This is a genomic window from Thioclava sp. UBA3469 (genome assembly GCF_002378135.1).
Taxonomy (GTDB): Bacteria; Pseudomonadota; Alphaproteobacteria; order Rhodobacterales; family Rhodobacteraceae; genus Thioclava; species Thioclava sediminum.
In genome coordinates this window covers 18,725-33,652 of record NZ_DFRG01000057.1, presented here as the reverse complement: position 1 = coordinate 33,652, position 14,928 = coordinate 18,725, and the positions used below count along the sequence as shown (strand labels likewise).

General features: G+C 62.1%; 14 protein-coding genes, 1 tRNA gene and 1 pseudogene. 7 read left to right on the top strand and 9 right to left on the bottom strand.

Features of this window, described 5'->3' with window-relative positions:
• The first annotated feature begins 34 nt into the window (after window positions 1-34).
• The 3 genes from B3D39_RS04330 to B3D39_RS04320 all read left to right on the top strand — a co-directional run bounded on the left by B3D39_RS04330 (window position 35) and on the right by B3D39_RS04320 (window position 2,494).
• A complete protein-coding gene (locus B3D39_RS04330; protein WP_274962618.1) occupies window positions 35-838 on the top strand; it encodes a COG4223 family protein in 804 nt (267 codons plus the stop codon).
• Window positions 839-848: 10 nt separating this feature from the next.
• Entirely contained in the window at window positions 849-2,366 is a 1,518-nt protein-coding gene (locus tag B3D39_RS04325; protein ID WP_274962617.1) for a heme biosynthesis protein HemY, read from the top strand.
• Between the two features lie 52 nt (window positions 2,367-2,418).
• A tRNA-Thr gene (locus B3D39_RS04320) sits at window positions 2,419-2,494 on the top strand.
• 82 nt (window positions 2,495-2,576) lie between these two features.
• Here the strand turns inward: B3D39_RS04320 and B3D39_RS04315 are convergent.
• From B3D39_RS04315 to B3D39_RS04295, 5 genes are all read right to left on the bottom strand, one after another.
• The gene (locus tag B3D39_RS04315) at window positions 2,577-3,674 is read right to left on the bottom strand and encodes a flagellar basal body P-ring protein FlgI (RefSeq protein WP_274962616.1); all 1,098 of its coding nucleotides are present in this window, start codon (window positions 3,672-3,674) and stop codon (window positions 2,577-2,579) included.
• The gene (locus B3D39_RS04310; RefSeq protein WP_274962615.1) at window positions 3,674-4,675 is read right to left on the bottom strand and encodes a flagellar biosynthesis protein FlgL; all 1,002 of its coding nucleotides are present in this window, start codon (window positions 4,673-4,675) and stop codon (window positions 3,674-3,676) included. The genes B3D39_RS04315 and B3D39_RS04310 overlap by 1 nt, the downstream gene beginning before the upstream one ends.
• 1 nt (window position 4,676) lies before the next feature.
• Window positions 4,677-6,131 (bottom strand): flagellar hook-associated protein FlgK, encoded by a 1,455-nt coding sequence (flgK, locus tag B3D39_RS04305; RefSeq protein WP_274962614.1) that lies wholly within the window; start codon window positions 6,129-6,131, stop codon window positions 4,677-4,679.
• Window positions 6,132-6,161: 30 nt separating this feature from the next.
• Window positions 6,162-7,496, bottom strand: coding sequence for a flagellar hook protein FlgE (locus B3D39_RS04300; RefSeq protein ID WP_083079443.1), 1,335 nt, complete (start codon window positions 7,494-7,496; stop codon window positions 6,162-6,164).
• A 119-nt stretch (window positions 7,497-7,615) separates the two neighbouring features.
• A complete protein-coding gene (locus B3D39_RS04295) occupies window positions 7,616-8,464 on the bottom strand; it encodes a flagellar motor protein MotB (protein ID WP_274962613.1) in 849 nt (282 codons plus the stop codon).
• A 144-nt stretch (window positions 8,465-8,608) separates the two neighbouring features.
• Here B3D39_RS04295 and B3D39_RS04290 point away from each other — a divergent pair, with 144 nt between their 5' ends.
• Genes B3D39_RS04290 through B3D39_RS04275 form a run of 4 tightly spaced genes read left to right on the top strand, consistent with a single transcriptional unit; the run spans window position 8,609 to window position 12,431 of the window.
• A complete protein-coding gene (locus B3D39_RS04290; protein ID WP_274962612.1) occupies window positions 8,609-9,223 on the top strand; it encodes a paraquat-inducible protein A in 615 nt (204 codons plus the stop codon).
• Window positions 9,220-9,834, top strand: a complete 615-nt coding sequence (locus tag B3D39_RS04285; protein ID WP_244176661.1) for a paraquat-inducible protein A — start codon at window positions 9,220-9,222, stop codon at window positions 9,832-9,834. Before B3D39_RS04290 ends, B3D39_RS04285 begins: the two co-directional genes overlap by 4 nt.
• On the top strand, window positions 9,831-11,855 hold the full coding sequence (locus B3D39_RS04280; protein ID WP_274962611.1) for an MlaD family protein: 2,025 nt from the start codon (window positions 9,831-9,833) through the stop codon (window positions 11,853-11,855). Before B3D39_RS04285 ends, B3D39_RS04280 begins: the two co-directional genes overlap by 4 nt.
• 12 nt (window positions 11,856-11,867) lie before the next feature.
• The gene (locus B3D39_RS04275) at window positions 11,868-12,431 is read left to right on the top strand and encodes a PqiC family protein (protein WP_274962610.1); all 564 of its coding nucleotides are present in this window, start codon (window positions 11,868-11,870) and stop codon (window positions 12,429-12,431) included.
• A gap of 16 nt (window positions 12,432-12,447) precedes the next feature.
• Here B3D39_RS04275 and B3D39_RS04270 read toward each other — a convergent pair whose 3' ends face one another.
• From B3D39_RS04270 to B3D39_RS04255, 4 genes and pseudogenes are all read right to left on the bottom strand, one after another.
• Window positions 12,448-12,981, bottom strand: coding sequence for a flavin reductase family protein (locus B3D39_RS04270; protein WP_274962628.1), 534 nt, complete (start codon window positions 12,979-12,981; stop codon window positions 12,448-12,450).
• An 80-nt stretch (window positions 12,982-13,061) separates the two neighbouring features.
• Window positions 13,062-13,529, bottom strand: a complete 468-nt coding sequence (locus B3D39_RS04265) for a DoxX family protein (RefSeq protein WP_274962609.1) — start codon at window positions 13,527-13,529, stop codon at window positions 13,062-13,064.
• Entirely contained in the window at window positions 13,526-14,299 is a 774-nt protein-coding gene (locus tag B3D39_RS04260; RefSeq protein WP_274962608.1) for a DNA-binding domain-containing protein, read from the bottom strand. The genes B3D39_RS04265 and B3D39_RS04260 overlap by 4 nt, the downstream gene beginning before the upstream one ends.
• Window positions 14,283-14,915: pseudogene (locus tag B3D39_RS04255) on the bottom strand (DUF692 domain-containing protein); the annotation flags it as partial. The pseudogene B3D39_RS04255 and the gene B3D39_RS04260, both read right to left, overlap by 17 nt.
• Between the last annotated feature and the right edge of the window lie 13 nt (window positions 14,916-14,928).

Sequence of the window (14,928 nt, the reverse complement as noted above, 5' to 3'; positions counted from 1 at the left end):
ACTTTCCGGATGGCTGCCGACCGCACCGGCCCCAGTGGACGAGGCTGCCATTCAAGCCAAGCTCGATGACCAATCGAAGCAAATCGGCCAACTCTCCGAAGAGATAGCGACCCTGAAATCGTCGCAGCCGCCCGCGCCGGATCTGTCGGGCGTTCAAGGCGCGCTCGATCAGGTCAACGCGGATATCCGGGCGAACAAATCCGCGCTGGAGGATTTGAAATCTCAGATCGCGTCGCTGCAGACCGACACTGGCGGCAGCGCGGCGCAAGCCGAGATCGAAGCGGCCGCGAAAGCCGCCGAAGCCCGGATCAAAGAAGCCGAAGCGCAGGCGCAGAGCCTGAAATCGCAAAGCGAGGCGGCCGCCAAGGCGGCGATGACGCAGGCTGCGGCGGCGCGCGTGAAAGCGGCGCTGGATGCGGGCACGTCGCTTGACGCGCCGCTTGCCGATCTGCGCGACGCAGGTGTCGAAATCCCGGCGGCGCTCAGTGGCGACATTCCGAGCCTGCAGTCGCTGCAATCGAGCTTCCCAGATGCCGCGCGGGCAGCGCTTCAGGCGGCGCGCCGCACCGAGACAGGCGGCTCGATCAGCGATCGCGTCGGCGCTTTCCTTCTAGCTCAGACCGGGGCACGCTCGGTCGCGCCGAAAGAGGGCGATAGCGCGGATCCGGTGCTGTCGCGGGCGCAGGCCGATGTCGACCGGGGGGCTTTGTCCGAGGCGCTCGACGAGATCGCGAAACTGTCCGACCCCGCGCAGGAGGCGATGTCCGACTGGGTGAACCAGGCGAAAGCACGGGTGGCTGCGCTCGACGCGGCCAACCAGCTTGGCGCGACGCAATAAGGAGACAGACATGATCTGGTCATTCATCAAAATCGCGCTGTTTCTGATTGTCGTTGCCGCGGCGACCCTGGGCCTCGCGCATCTCGCCGAGATGACGGGCGGTCTGCGGATCACGACGCTCGGTATGGAATTCACCTTGGGCCCGCTGCAGGCGGTGATCGCCGCGATCATCCTCTTCATCGCGATCTGGATCGTGATCCGGATCGTCGGTCTGGTGGTCGCCTTCCTGCGCTTCCTCGCGGGCGACGAAACCGCGATCACCCGCTATTTCGACCGGCATCGCGAACGCAAAGGCTATCAGGCTTTGTCCGAAGGGCTGCTTGCGGCGGCGTCCGGCGAGGGCAAGCTCGCCATGTCGAAAGCGGCGAAGGCCGAGCGCTATCTGCAACGGCCGGAGCTGACCAACCTTCTCACCGCGCAGGCGGCGGAAGCCTCGGGCGACTCGAAGAAAGCGACCGAAGTTTACAAACGGCTCCTCGCCGATGACCGCACGCGGTTCGTGGGGATTCGCGGGCTGCTGCGCCAGAAGCTCGAAGAGGGCGATACCGAAACGGCGCTGAAGCTCGCGCAGAAAGCTTACGCGATCAAGCCGCGTCACCGTGAAGTTCAGGATACGCTTCTGGGGCTGCAGACTGAGACGGGCGACTGGAAAGGCGCGCGGGAGATTTTGCAGGCGAAGATGCGTCAGGGCGAATTGCCGCGTGACGTCCATAAGCGCCGCGATGCTGTCCTCGCACTGCAAGAGGCCAAGGGCGTCTGGCAGGAAGGTGCGAGCGTCGAGGCGCGTGAAGCTGCGATTTCGGCCGCCAAAGCGTCGCCCGATCTGGTGCCTGCCGTCGTGATGGCGGCCCGCGCCTATATCGACAAGGGCAAGAAAGGCGCGGCGGAGCGTATCTTGCGCAAGGCTTGGGAAGTGCAACCGCATCCGGATCTTGCGACCGCTTTCGCGGAGATTGCCCCGGATGATACGCCGGAAGCCCGGCTGAAGCGATTCTCGAAGCTGCTTTCGAGCCGTCCCGATCATGAGGAAACCCGCCTTCTGAAGGCGGAACTGAACATCGCGGCCGAAGACTTCCCGGCGGCGCGCCGGGCGCTGGGCGACCTCGTCGAGACTCATCCGACGGCCCGGTCACTGACGATCATGGCGGCGGTCGAGCGTGGCGAAGGGGCGGAGGATGTCGTCGTGCGCGGGTGGTTGGCCCGGGCCCTGACTGCACCGCGCGGTCCGCAATGGTGCTGCGACAAATGTCAGAACATTCAGTCCGAATGGACGCCGATCTGTGACAATTGCGGTGGCTTCGACACGCTCAGCTGGCGCGAGCCGCAACAGGCGCAGTCGCCGCTGCCGCATGGGGCAGAGATGCTACCCTTGATCGTGGGTAAGCCGAGTGCAGAGTCCTCGCCCAAGAAAGAGGATGAAGCCGCAGACGCCCCCATTCAGGACGCGGAAATCGTCGATCCGCCGAAGGAGGAAGGCGAGGCTGCAAGTGCATCGAAGGAGACGCAAAGCGGAACTGCGACAGCTTGATCATTTTGGGGCTACACATCCCCGAAAGAGCATGGTAATCGCCCGCCACAGTGCCGGTGTAGCTCAGCTGGTAGAGCACGTCATTCGTAATGATGGGGTCGTAGGTTCGAGTCCTATCACCGGCACCACTTCCTGAAAGTTCAGGCGCAGAGGCGGAACCGCAAGGTTCCGCTTCGCTTGTTTCAGGGCAGTCGTTCTCGAGGCTTCAGGTCAATTCACGACAAATTCTGCATGCAACGCGCCCGCGGCATTGATGCTCTTGAGGATGTCGATCATGTCGCGCGGGCTAACGCCGAGCGCGTTGAGCCCCGCGACCAATTCCGCTAGCGAGCTGCCCTGTGGGACTTCGGCCATGCGAATGCCTGGCTCTTCTGTGAGAGTCGCCTGCGATCTGGGGACGACAACCGTATCTCCTTGCGAAAACGGGTTGGGTTGCACTACGAGGGGGCTCTCCTCCACTTTGAGGGTCAGGTTCCCCTGGCTGACGGCAACGCGCGAAATCCGCACGTCTTCCCCCATGACGATCGTACCCGAACGCTGGTCGACCACGACCCGGGCGCGCTGTTCCGGTTCGACACTGAGATTCTCTACCCGGCCAATCGCATGCGCGACCGAGCGCGCGCGGGTCTCACGAATGTTCAAAGCAACTGTACCGCCGTCGAGCATTTCCGCGACGCGCCGACCGTATTCGCGGTTAATGGCGGTTTCAATTCGGCTTGCAGTGGTGAAGTCGGGCGAGCGCAGCGCGAGGCGCACCGTATTGAGGTCGTTAATCTCGAAGGCGATTTCGCGCTCGACGCGCGCGCCCGACGGAATATTTCCCGAGGTCGGAACGCCTTGAGTCACCGAAGCGGCGTTTCCCTGTGCCACAGCGCCGCCGGCAATGATCGCGCCTTGCGCGACCGCATAGATTTCGCCATCTGCCGCTTTCAAAGGGGTCATCACGAGGGTGCCGCCAAGAAGGCTCTTGGCGTCACCAATCGCGGAGACGGTGATGTCGATTTGGCTTCCGGCGCGCGCGAAGGGTGGCAGGCTTGCGGTGATCATAACGGCGGCGACGTTCTTCGGTCGAAACTGTTCTCCGGTAACGTTAACGCCGAGCCGTTCGAGCATGTTCGACATGATCTCTTCGGTAAAGGGGGCGTTACGTAACCCGTCACCCGTGCCGTTCAATCCAACGACCAGACCATAGCCGACGAGATCGTTCCCGCGCACTCCGTCGAATTCGACCAGATCCTTAATGCGGATCGGGGCGCAAAGAGCGATCTGCGGAAGGAAAATGAGGGCAACTAGCAACCAGCGCCACATCACATGTAATCCGTCATCGAGAGGTTGGAGAGCCGACGTGTCAGAAGATAGAGCGTCTCGATCTGGGAGCGTACCGCTTCGAGCGCGGTTGCCGAGGCGTACGGGTCGGCGCCGATGAGTTTCGTCCGTGCAATTTCAAGGCTGGCGCGTTCGCTATCGTTCCGTGTCGCTGCTGAGGCGACTTTGCCTTCGAACGAACCGACTTCCGCGGCGAGTTCGACAGTTGCGAGAGATCCCGAGTGAATTCTCTCACCCGCTTCCTTCGCAAGCGCACTTCGCTGGGCCAGGTCACCGTCGAACAAACCTCGGTCCAAAAGCGTGCCTATGGCGTAGCCCTTGATCGCGTCTTTAACGCGTGAGTCATTTGCGGTGACATTGATCGCGGCGGTTTCGCCTTCTGCGATGTGGAATTTTCCCTTGGCTTCGCCGCCTTGATAGGAGGTTGCGCTGAAACCGCTTGGGTCGGCGAACCACGTATCGAGGGTCGCGAGTACATCCGTCGCATTCGTGGCCCCTGAAATCTCAGCAGACAGGGAAGTGATAATCGTTTCGGCATCGGACAGCGGGGTCGTATCTCCCTGATCGCCCGCAAATATGTAGCGCCCGACAGAATTCGTGTTGAGCGTTGCGATCAGCGCGTTGAACTTTTCGGCTGCCGACGCGACGGTCGCGTCGATCATGATCTTGCTGGAGGTGGTTGCGGCGGACATGAGGGCCGTACTGATGCCGTCGTCGAGGTTGCCGATCCGCTCGAGGCTGCGTTGCATCGCGTCTGCATATTGGTTCGCCTCGGTAGTGGCGAGGTCGAATGCGTCGAACAATCTCAGGCTCCGATCGAGCGCGGAGAGCGCGCCGAAGTCGCCTGATACGGCGGCGCCGAGATCGGATTTTATGCCAGACGTCACTTCTTGGGTAAGGGTCGCCAATTTCGTATCCAGCGCTGCATTGTGGCGTCGCATCTGGAAATTCAGCGCCATGTCTCCAACAGAGAGATAGTTCATCTTAGATCTCCAGAAGCTGTTTGATCAGTGCATCGACGGTTTGGATGACGCGTGCATTGGCGCTGTAAAGTTCTTCAATTTGCAGAAGTTTCTGTATTTCATGATCAGTATCGACACCCTCGGCGAGGGCCTGCTCTTTCAATGTGTCGTAACGGGCCGTTGCATAGGTTTGAGACGCCTCGTTGCTTTGACGATCGCTCGTAACTTGGGACAAGAAGCTTGCGAAAAGCTCTGCGCTTGAATGAAGCGACGGGCCAAAATTTCCGGACGCGGGTGCGGACGCGGTTGTTAACGCTGAGGCGAGTGAGAAAAGATTTTCTGCGTTGCTCACGGGGCCAGGGGCAGTTGTGCCGAACCCGTCACGCAGCAGCGAAAGCGAGCCTCCTTGTGCAGGGTCCGCGAGCGGGTTGATGACGATCCGACCGGCGAGGCCTGTTTCGTTGAGCGGATCGAGCGGGCCCCCGCCATCTGTAAAGAGACCGGCTGCGCCGCCACCGAGTGTTGGGTCGACCGCCGGGTCGCTGACCCTCTCGATCAGGTTGCGGGAGATTGCGTCGATCTGAACCTGCAGGTTTGGAGCGAGCGTATCACGGATGGCGAAGAGGGCGCCAAGCGTGCCGCCGCCGAAGAACCCGTCATCGTCACTTGAGACAGCGTTTCCGTTGAGCGTCAGGCCTGAAAGAACCCCTCCGTCGTGGGTCATGTCCGGTGTTATGATTCCGCGCGCCGTGAACTCGATCTCGACTGGATTGCCTTCGAGAAGAACGGCACCGCCTGTGGTGAAGAGTGCGATCTGATCGTTTTCGCGCGGGACTTGGCGGGTGGGGACGATGCTGGAAATCCGGTCGACCAGCGTTTGACGTTGATCCTTGAGCGCATTGGTGTCATGGCCTGCGGCCTTTCCGGCCAGGATCGATGCGTTGAGTTCATCGACCTGCGCGAGTGCGCTGTTTAGGGCGTCGACCTGCGTCGCGATTTTCCGGTCTGCGTCCATCCGGCTGTCCTGCAATTCTGCGGAGAGCGTATTCAGGTGTCCGGTAACCTCGCGGGCGGCGCTCAGCACTGTGGACAGGCGGGCTTCGCTTTCTGGGCGGCTGCCAGCTTCGACGAGCGAGGCTTCGAACTCTGCGAATTTGGAGGATAAGGAGCTCGCATCCTCCGGCGTGCCGATGCGAGCTTCGAAGGTTGAAAGAAAGTCGCCGCGCAGTGAAGCGTTTTGGGCCGCAGCATCGGAGAGGCGGAGATCGCTGCGGAGGGTTTCGTTGACGATGCGGTCGACGCTGAGCACGCGAACACCGGCACCTTGCTGGCCGACGACCTGCGCGCCGAGTGAAATCTCGCGGCGCGCGTAGCCGTCGGTGAGCGCGTTGGCGGTATTGGAGGCCACGACCTCGGCCATTCGAGAGGCCGCGGTGAGGCCCGACAAGGCATTGGATAGCGTTTGCGAGATTCCCATTGCGACCTCCCGTCGCCGATTCGATCAGGATCAGCGTTTGATATTGGTGGTTTCCTGCAGCATTTCGTCGACCGTCTGGATCACCTTGGCGTTGGACGAGTAGGCGCGCTGCGTCTGGATTAGATTGGTCAGCTCTTCTGCAACATCGACCGTCGAGCCTTCGCGAGCGTAGCCTTCGATCGACCCGGTCGGACCGTCACCGGCATTCCAGAGGAAGAAAGAACCGGAGTTTGAGGAAACTTCGAAGATCTGATTGTCGAGCGCGATCAGACCGTTCTGATTGGGAACATCCACAAGGGGGATTTGATAGACCGTGCGGATGAAGCCGGTGTCGTAGGTGGCTTTGATGTAGCCATCCTCATCGATTTCGACAGCCGTGAGATTGCCGACGGGCGAGCCGTCCTTCGTGATCGATGTCGGCGAGAAGCTGTCGGAGAGCTGCGTCAAACCGTTGGTGTCGCCGATCTTGCCGATGGTGACGCTCAGCGGACCGCCAGCTACGGAGAGATCGAGCGTCCCGGTCGAGGCATCGTAGGTACCACCTGCGATAACATTGACCGAGGCGAGTGTGCCGCCGCTGCTACGGCTGTCGTCGAAGGTCAGGACATAGCGACCGATGACGCTTTCATCGGTCGCAGGGGTGCCCGGGTCATCCACCGTGGCGCTGTCGCGAATGACCATAGCCCATTCGTTCGATGCGCCGGTGGCCGGGACCGTGGGGTGGAACGTGATGTCCAGGGTTTCGGATGTTCCGAGATTTCCGAAATACTCGACGGAAAGTGGTAGCGTGTCACCGGCTGACCCGGCTTCTGTATCTGTCGCGGGTAGGTTGACCCCGAGATTAAGCGTTGTTGTGGGGTCGCCGGCCGTCTGGTTGGCGTTGATCACCACCGGCTCCATTCCGGACATGGTGTCGCGCGCGAAGGTCGGAATGGTGCCATCGGCACTGGCGGGCCAACCGAGCAGAACAAGCCCGGATTCGGTCATCAGTGTCCCGTCGACATCGGTGCGAAACGCGCCGGTCGTGGTCATCTTCAAAGGTTCGTCGCCCGTCGAGTTATCGAGCGCCACGGCCGTCATGACGGGCAGCATACCGCGTCCGGAAACCGCGATGTCGAGCGCGTTCGAGGTGGAGACCAGCGAGCCTCTCTCTTCGATGAGGCGACTCGTGGAGGCACGAACACCGCCAGCCGAATAGGAGCCAGTCTTCGCCGCCTGATTGATCACCATGCTTTCGAATTCGGTGACGGCGCGCTTGTAGCCGTATGTACTCGAATTCGCGATATTGTCCGAGATCGTGGCAAGACGTGTGGCATTCGCGGCCAAGCCGGCCACGCCCGCATTGAGCGAGGAAGAAATGGACATGGATGCGCCTTTCTGCTGCTGCGTCCGAAGTTCTTCCTACCTTTGCGCCCGGGTGTTTAAGATCGCCCTAACAGGTCCAGCTTTTTCGACCCGTGGTTACCGCTTCGCTAAGACGCGCCTTACCGACCATTGCGCAGCACGATCACTTCGAGACGGTTGTTGTGCAGGTCCATCGCGCGCTCGACCTTCGGCTTCCGATCGGCGAAGCCGCTGACGCGCTGCATCCGATCGGGGGGGAAACCGGCCTCGTCCAGCAATGTCCGCATCGCTTGCGCGCGTGCGGCGGAAAGCTCCCAGACGGGGTCACGGGCCAGCATTTTCGGGTAGGATCTCGTGTAGCCGTTGATCGCGACATTGTTCGAGACGATCGAGAAGACCCGCGTCAGGATGTTCGCCAGATCGGGGAGAACCGGCTGCGGCTTGGCCGTGTCGTCGATGAAAAGCGGCGCGTCGGGCAGGTCGGAGATCTCGATGATCAGACCCTCGTCGGTCACGCGGGTCACGATATGACGCGCGAGCTGCTCGCTCACCATCGACTCGCCGCCGACGCCCATCAGAGCTTGCTCGATCGCGCGCGCCATCTCTTTCAAACTGGCCGTGTCGCTGTCCTGCGTGTCGTCGGCAGAGTTTTCGCCGCGGGCCTGACGCTCTTCGGTCGGACGTTGCGAGACGGCACCGGTCCCGGTCTGTGCGATCTGATCCTCGGAGAAGACGGAATCTCCGCCGAAGGCGCCTTCGCCGCCACCGGAGATGCGGTTGATCGGGATCGTCGGATTGAAGTAATCCGCGATGCCCTTGCGTTGTTTCTCGGTTGTCGCGTTCAGCAACCACATCAGCATGAAGAAGGCCATCATCGCAGTGACGAAATCGGCATAGGCCACTTTCCACGCCCCACCGTGGTGCCCGTCGCCTGCGACAACCTTCTTACGCTTGATGATGATTGGCGCCGCGTTGTCGCGGTTGCTCATTCCACCACCTCTTTTCACCCGCGTCCGGTATAGTCGGCGCGTGTTAACAGGCGATTGACGGATAAAATGCGAGCCATCGGCCTCTTCCCTTGTCGTGGCGCGGCCAATCGCTAGATTTGGCAGATGAATGGGCACCCGAACACAATGACAGTTGACCCGGCCGACCTGATTGCCTGTCCGCAATGCGACGCGCTTTATCGCGCGACGCATCTGGCCGATGGCAAGCGGGCGACCTGTGTTCGCTGTGGAACGGTGCTGATCTCGCCGCGCGAGAGATCGTTTTTGCATGTCATCGCCTTCTCCTTCACCGGGATGATCCTGATGATCGGGGCGATCTTCTTTCCCTTCCTCGAGATTTCGACGCGCGGGCTGAGCCACGAGAGCTCCATCTTCGGCGTCGCGATGGCGTTTTCCGACGGCTGGATCGCGCCTCTGGCCTTCTTCGTGCTGTCGATGATCGTGGCGCTGCCGATCTTCCGGTTTGCCGCACTGATCTACACGCTCTGGCCGCTCGCCAATGGCAAACCCGCCTGGAAACATGCCGCGACGATGTTTCGCCTTGCCGAGGAAAGCCAGCCCTGGGCGATGGCGGAGATCTTCATCATCGGTACGGCGGTGGCGCTGGTGAAACTCGGCGGTCTCGCCAAGGTGTCGCTCGGCCCCGCCTTCTGGGCTTTCTGCGTTCTCATCATCGTGATCGCGCTCAAGAACTCCTTTGTCAGCAAATGGACGATATGGGACGCGATCGAACGAAAATGAATGTGCTGACCGCCACCGATGCCGGATTGATCGGCTGCACTCGATGCGGTCGGGTCTGGACCCCGGATCATGCGCATTGCGAACGCTGCGGCGCGACGTTGCACAAGGTCGACAAGAGCGGGCTGCAGCGCGTCTGGGCGTGGTGGATCGCGGGGCTGATTTTCTACATTCCCGCCAATCTCTACCCGATGCTGGTCACGGCGACGCTGGGTCATGAGCAGAAAAACACCATCGTCGGCGGCGCGATGGAGCTGTGGCGGCATCACAATTACGGCGTGGCGCTGATCATCTTCGGCGCCTCGGTGATGATCCCGATCGGGAAATTCATCGCCATTGCCTATCTCGCCCTCGCGGTCGGAAACGAGCGCCGCAAAGGCGGCCCTCCGCATCTGCATCTCTACGAGGTGGTGGAATTCATCGGCCGCTGGTCGATGATCGACGTCTTCGTCGTGGCGATCCTCTCCGCACTGGTGCAGCTTGGTTTCGTGGCCTCGATTCATCCCGGCCCTGCCGCCGCGTCTTTCGCCCTCTCGGTTGCATTCACCATGCTATCCGCCCAAAGCTTCGACCCGCGCCTGATCTGGCGCGGCCCTGACAGAGTGAGTTCATGAACGACACCCCCGAGACCGGCCCGGCCGAGCTGGAAACCTCCAACGCTCCGCGCCCGATTTGGACGCGGCTATCCGTCGTCTGGATCGTGCCGTTGATCGCCTTGCTGATCACGCTCGGCGTCGCATGGAAGACGGTCTCGGATCGCGGGATGCTCATCCATATCAACTTCAAGGATGCGACCGGGGTCGAGATCGGCACGCCGCTCAAGTTCCGCGATGTCGATGTCGGCAAGGTGGAGAGCGTCTCGTTCACCCCCGATCTGGAGCAGGTGCAGCTCGGCGTGCGCATCGACAACGAAGTTGCGCCGTTCGTCGATCAGGATGCGAAATTCTGGCTGGTCCGCCCCGAAGTGTCGGCGCGGGGCATCCAGAACCTCGGGACCGTGCTGTCGGGCACCTATATCGAGGGCTTCTGGAACAATAAGCCCAACGGCCAGCAGAGCATGTTCCAGGGTCTCGAAAAGCCGCCGATCTCCCCCGATCCGACCAAGGGCACCATCATTGAGTTGCGCGCGAAGGATGCGGGCGGGATCGTCGATGGGGCGCCAGTTCTCTATCACGGGCTGACGGTGGGCCATCTGCAGAACCTGCGGCTCGACGATGACGGGTCCGGCGTGATCGTGGATGCGTTCATCGAAGCCCCGTATAATAAACAGCTGACGACCCAGACCCGGTTCTGGGACACGTCGGGCTTCTCCGTGAAATTCGACACCTCCGGTCTTAGCCTCGACGTGCGCTCGCTTGCGACGCTGGTGCAGGGCGGGGTGGAATTCGACACGTTCACCAGCGGTGGCGGGATTGTCGAGAATGAACACGCCTTCCGTCTCTACGACGGCAAGGACACGGCGGAAAACTCGGTCTTCCAGTCGGACGTGGTCGACCCGCCGAAATACACGCTGCTCTTCGACGACCCCGTGCAAGGGCTCGAAGTCGGCTCGAAAGTGCAATTCCGGGGCGTCGAGGCGGGCGAAGTTACCGGGCTTGCGATCAAGATCCGCAAGGACAGCACCGGCCAGAGCTATGCGCAGCAACAGCTCACGATCGCGCTGTCGCCGGATCGGCTCGGTCTGTCCCGCGACGCCGGGGAAGAGGCCGTGACCCAGTTCCTGCAGGGCGAGATTCAAAGCGGCCTGCGAGCGCGGATCGCGAATATCGGGCTTCTCGGCGGAACGACGGTCATTGAACTGACCGATGTGCCCGATCTGCCAGACGCCGAGATGAATCTCGACGCCAAACCCTATCCGACGCTCCCGACCGCGCCTGCGGCCGAGAATGATCTCTCGAAATCGGCGCAGGGCGTCTTCAAGCGGATCGAAGGGCTGCCGATCGAGGAGGTGATGAGCTCCGCGATCCGCACATTGGATTCGATTTCGGCCGTGGCCGAGAGTGAAGAAACCCGGAAAGTTCCGGGCGAGTTGTCCGGCCTGCTGGAGCAGCTCAAGACCTTCACGACCGAGCTGAACAAGAAGGATGCCGCGGATAAGACCGTGGCTGCACTCGACCGTGTGACGGAGGCCGCGTCCTCCGTGCTCGAGGAAATCTCGGGTCTCGACGAGACGCTCTCTTCCGCAGATCGCGCTGCGTCGGCGATCGCCGATATGCCGCTCAAGGATGTGGGCGAAAAACTCGATACGATCCTCGCCAGTATCGACCAGCTTCTGAACAAGCCCGGCACGCAGGACCTACCGCAATCGCTCAACGACACGCTCGAGCAGACCGCGGCGATCCTGACCCAGCTGAAGGAGGCGAATGCTGCCGACAAGCTGAACCAGACGCTCGATGCGGCGCAGAACGCGGCGGATTCGGTGTCGAAAGCCTCGGACCAGCTGCCGGAACTGACACAGAAGCTGCAATCGCTCGTCGATCAGGCGGGGGCTCTGGTCGCGACCTATGGCCGTGGCTCCAACTTCTCGAACGAAACCCTTAGCACCTTGCGCGAGTTGCGTCGGGCGATCTCGAATATCGGCTCGCTCGCGCGTATGATCGAACGCAATCCGCAGTCCTTCATTCTGGGCCGCTGACAGGAGATGACGATGAAAGCTCTAAGCCTGATCCCGCTGTGCCTCCTGGGCCTCGCGGCGTGTTCCGATCCCGAGAAGATCGCGCGCTATCCGATCGACCCGCCCACCGCCGAGAAGGCGCTGCCGAACCGGCTGGGCCGGGCCGAGCTGCGGGAAGTGTCGCTGCCTGACTATGCGGGCGGGCAGGAGATCGCGTTCCAGACTGCGGACGGGGCGCTGCGCTCGAACCCGGACAACCTCTGGGCGGATGATCCGGCGCGGTCGGTGACGCTGGCGCTCGCGCGGCAAATCTCGTCCCTCTCGGGTGCCACCGTAATTTCCGAGCCGTGGCCGCTCGCCGATCCGCCCTCGCGCAGGATCGAGGTCCGGATCGAGCAGATGCTGCCGGGCGCCGATGGGCTGCTGCATGTTGCGGGCGTCTATTTCGTCTCGGCGAATGGCTACGAGCGCAGCGGAGACACGGTGCGGCGGTTCGACTTCACGGTGCCGATCGGCTCTCAGGAGCCGCAGGCCATCGCGAAAGCGAATAGCGCGGCGGTAACGCAGCTCGCGCGGCAGATCGCTCAGCTACGCTGATCGGTTGAAGCTTTGATCAGTTGCGCTGATCGGGAAGGAAACGCCCGAACTGGCCACCCGCGAAGAGCAGCGGATCCGTTCCGGCGCCTTTCACGAAGCGGGTGACGCGACCGATGATGATCGTGTGATCGCCGCCATCGTGGCGCGCCTCGGTCACGCATTCGAACCGGGCGAGCGTGTCGTCGATCAGCGGAACGCCCGCCGCGTTCAGCCGGTAGGACAGACCGTCGAACCCTTCGCCGCGCTTCGTGAACCGCTTGGCCAGCGCCTCCTGATCGTAGCGCAGCACATGCACCGCGAAGGCGTCGGTCGCGGTGAAATGCGCATGTCGGAACGAGGACCGCGCCGCCGACCACAGGATCAGCGCTGGATCGAGCGAAACCGAGGCGAAGCTGTTCACCGTCATCCCGACAGGCTCTGCCGCGGCTTCATGCGCACAGGCGGTCACCACGGTCACGCCGGTCGCGAATTGCGCGAGGGCATCGCGCAAAAGCCGCGTATTCGCCGGGTCAGGCTGGTGGCCGTGGCCGTCGCTCTCGGCGCGGCCCATTGCGGCTTCGATATCATCGCTTTCGCGCATCGGCTCTCCTTTGCGCTCACACATAATCGTGCAGGCGGGGAGAGCAAGGCTCAGCGTTCCAATCCGATGAGCTTATCGAGAGAAAGCCGCCCGGGGCCCTTCGTCAGAACCGTCAGAAGCGCGATGGCCCAAAGCCCATGCGTGACCCACGCGCCGGGATAGACGAAGATCTGGATCACCAGCGTCATCGCCAGAAGCGCGAGCGCAGCAAAGCGGCTGCCAAGGCCGAAGATCAGCAGCAATGGGAAGAAATGCTCCGCGAAGGTCGCAAGCACCGCCGCCCATTCATGCGGAATGACGGGCAGGTCGTATTCGTATTGAAAGAGGGTGAAGGTGGAATCCTTGATCATGAACCCCTCCACCTTAGTCCGCCCGGACATCCAGAACACCATAGCCGGAAAGAGCCGCGCGCCGATCAGAACAATCTCCTCCGGGAAGCGCTGGGCTACATCGGAAAACCGATGATACAGCCGGAATAGACTCTGTTTTGGCGTTTTCACCTCGATCGTATCGGTCATGACTCGTCTCCTGTTTCGATGCCCGCGCCGACGATCAGCGCATTTTCCACCAGCAGCAGAAGCGCTGTGTTGAGGTCAAAATCCGCTCCCGCCCGGTCTTGCGCGCGGGCGACGGTTTCGCCTGCACAGAGGGCCGAGACGAAGCGGCCGGTCGAGCTGCGAACGACGGAGGTGATCACATGAGAAATCCCACGCCGCGCAATCAGCAGCGTCTCCGGTCTCCACTCCTTCGCCCGCGGTGGAGCGGGACCGCCCGGTTGTTGCGAGGCCCAGATCGAACCGGCGGGCGTCAGGAGCTGAAGAACCTGCACCGACGGATGCAGATCGAGGCACAGGTGAGTGCCCGCGCGTGTGGCTGTCTCTTGCAGGCGTTCCGGCGCAATAGGCTCTGAATCCGCGGCGTGATACGCCCAGCTGCGCGCCCATTCGATGCGAGCGACGTCGGGCAGATAGCTCAGCGATTGCAGCGAAGGTTCATCCGCCAGATAGGCCGGAAACGCGCCGCCCCATTCGGTCAGGACGGGCGTGCGCGGCGGGTGCTCGGCGATATAGGCACGGGCGAGTCCTCTGAAGCAATCCGCGCCAAGAAGCCGCTCGATCGCCGGGAAATGCCGCGCGAGGGCCTGTGTCAGCCCATGCGCCACGTTGTTGCGGTAAACGTCGAAGCGGCGCTCGATTTCGACCGGATCTTGGGCGGTGGCGTTTTGCGGCGCGGGCCCGCCGGACAGGCCCTCGCGGAACCTGCGGGCGAAGTCACGATGCGAGGGCATGGTGGTCACCCGACAGGATCATGGACGCGCGCTTGGCCTCAGCCATCAAAGTGGCGAAGTCCGGCACGTCATTGTCCCATTCGATAAGGCTCGGAAGCGGCCCGGTTTTAGAGACTGTTTCAGCATAAAGCGCCCAAACCGGCTCCGCGACTTCGCGCCCATGACTGTCGATCAGCAGGGGCCCGGAGGGCAACTCTTCCTCTTCATGGCCAGCCAGATGGATCTCGCCGACGCGGTTCAGCGGGAACGCCTCCAGATAGGCGCGCGGATCCTGCCGGTGGTTCACGCAGGACACGAAGACATTGTTCACATCGAGCAGCAATCCGCAGCCGGTGCGCTGACTGATCTCGGTCAGAAATTCGGTCTCGGGGATGTCGGAATCGTCGAAGAGCACATAGGTCGCCGGATTCTCCAGCAGCATCCGGCGGCCGAGATGCGCCTGCACCTCATCGACGTGATCGCAGATCAGCGCCAGCGTTTCCGCCGTGTAGGGCAGGGGCAGCAGATCGTGCATCCAGACACCGCCATGGCTCGCCCAGGCAAGGTGCTCCGAGAAGCTCTCGGGGTCGTATCGGTCGCACAGCAGCTTGAGCCGCGCGAGGTGGTCGCGATCCAGCGGATCGGGCTAG

Coding starts and splice junctions, on each gene's coding strand:
- B3D39_RS04315 (WP_274962616.1), bottom strand. CDS start 3,674: ATGTGGCGCTGGTTGCTAGTTGCCCTCATTTTCCTTCCGCAGATCGCT.
- B3D39_RS04290 (WP_274962612.1), top strand. CDS start 8,609: ATGACAGTTGACCCGGCCGACCTGATTGCCTGTCCGCAATGCGACGCG.
- B3D39_RS04280 (WP_274962611.1), top strand. CDS start 9,831: ATGAACGACACCCCCGAGACCGGCCCGGCCGAGCTGGAAACCTCCAAC.
- B3D39_RS04300 (WP_083079443.1), bottom strand. CDS start 7,496: ATGTCCATTTCTTCCTCGCTCAATGCGGGCGTGGCCGGCTTGGCCGCG.
- B3D39_RS04270 (WP_274962628.1), bottom strand. CDS start 12,981: ATGGGCCGCGCCGAGAGCGACGGCCACGGCCACCAGCCTGACCCGGCG.
- flgK (WP_274962614.1), bottom strand. CDS start 6,131: ATGGGAATCTCGCAAACGCTATCCAATGCCTTGTCGGGCCTCACCGCG.
- B3D39_RS04265 (WP_274962609.1), bottom strand. CDS start 13,529: ATGACCGATACGATCGAGGTGAAAACGCCAAAACAGAGTCTATTCCGG.
- B3D39_RS04285 (WP_244176661.1), top strand. CDS start 9,220: ATGAATGTGCTGACCGCCACCGATGCCGGATTGATCGGCTGCACTCGA.
- B3D39_RS04275 (WP_274962610.1), top strand. CDS start 11,868: ATGAAAGCTCTAAGCCTGATCCCGCTGTGCCTCCTGGGCCTCGCGGCG.
- B3D39_RS04325 (WP_274962617.1), top strand. CDS start 849: ATGATCTGGTCATTCATCAAAATCGCGCTGTTTCTGATTGTCGTTGCC.
- B3D39_RS04310 (WP_274962615.1), bottom strand. CDS start 4,675: ATGAACTATCTCTCTGTTGGAGACATGGCGCTGAATTTCCAGATGCGA.
- B3D39_RS04260 (WP_274962608.1), bottom strand. CDS start 14,299: ATGCCCTCGCATCGTGACTTCGCCCGCAGGTTCCGCGAGGGCCTGTCC.
- B3D39_RS04295 (WP_274962613.1), bottom strand. CDS start 8,464: ATGAGCAACCGCGACAACGCGGCGCCAATCATCATCAAGCGTAAGAAG.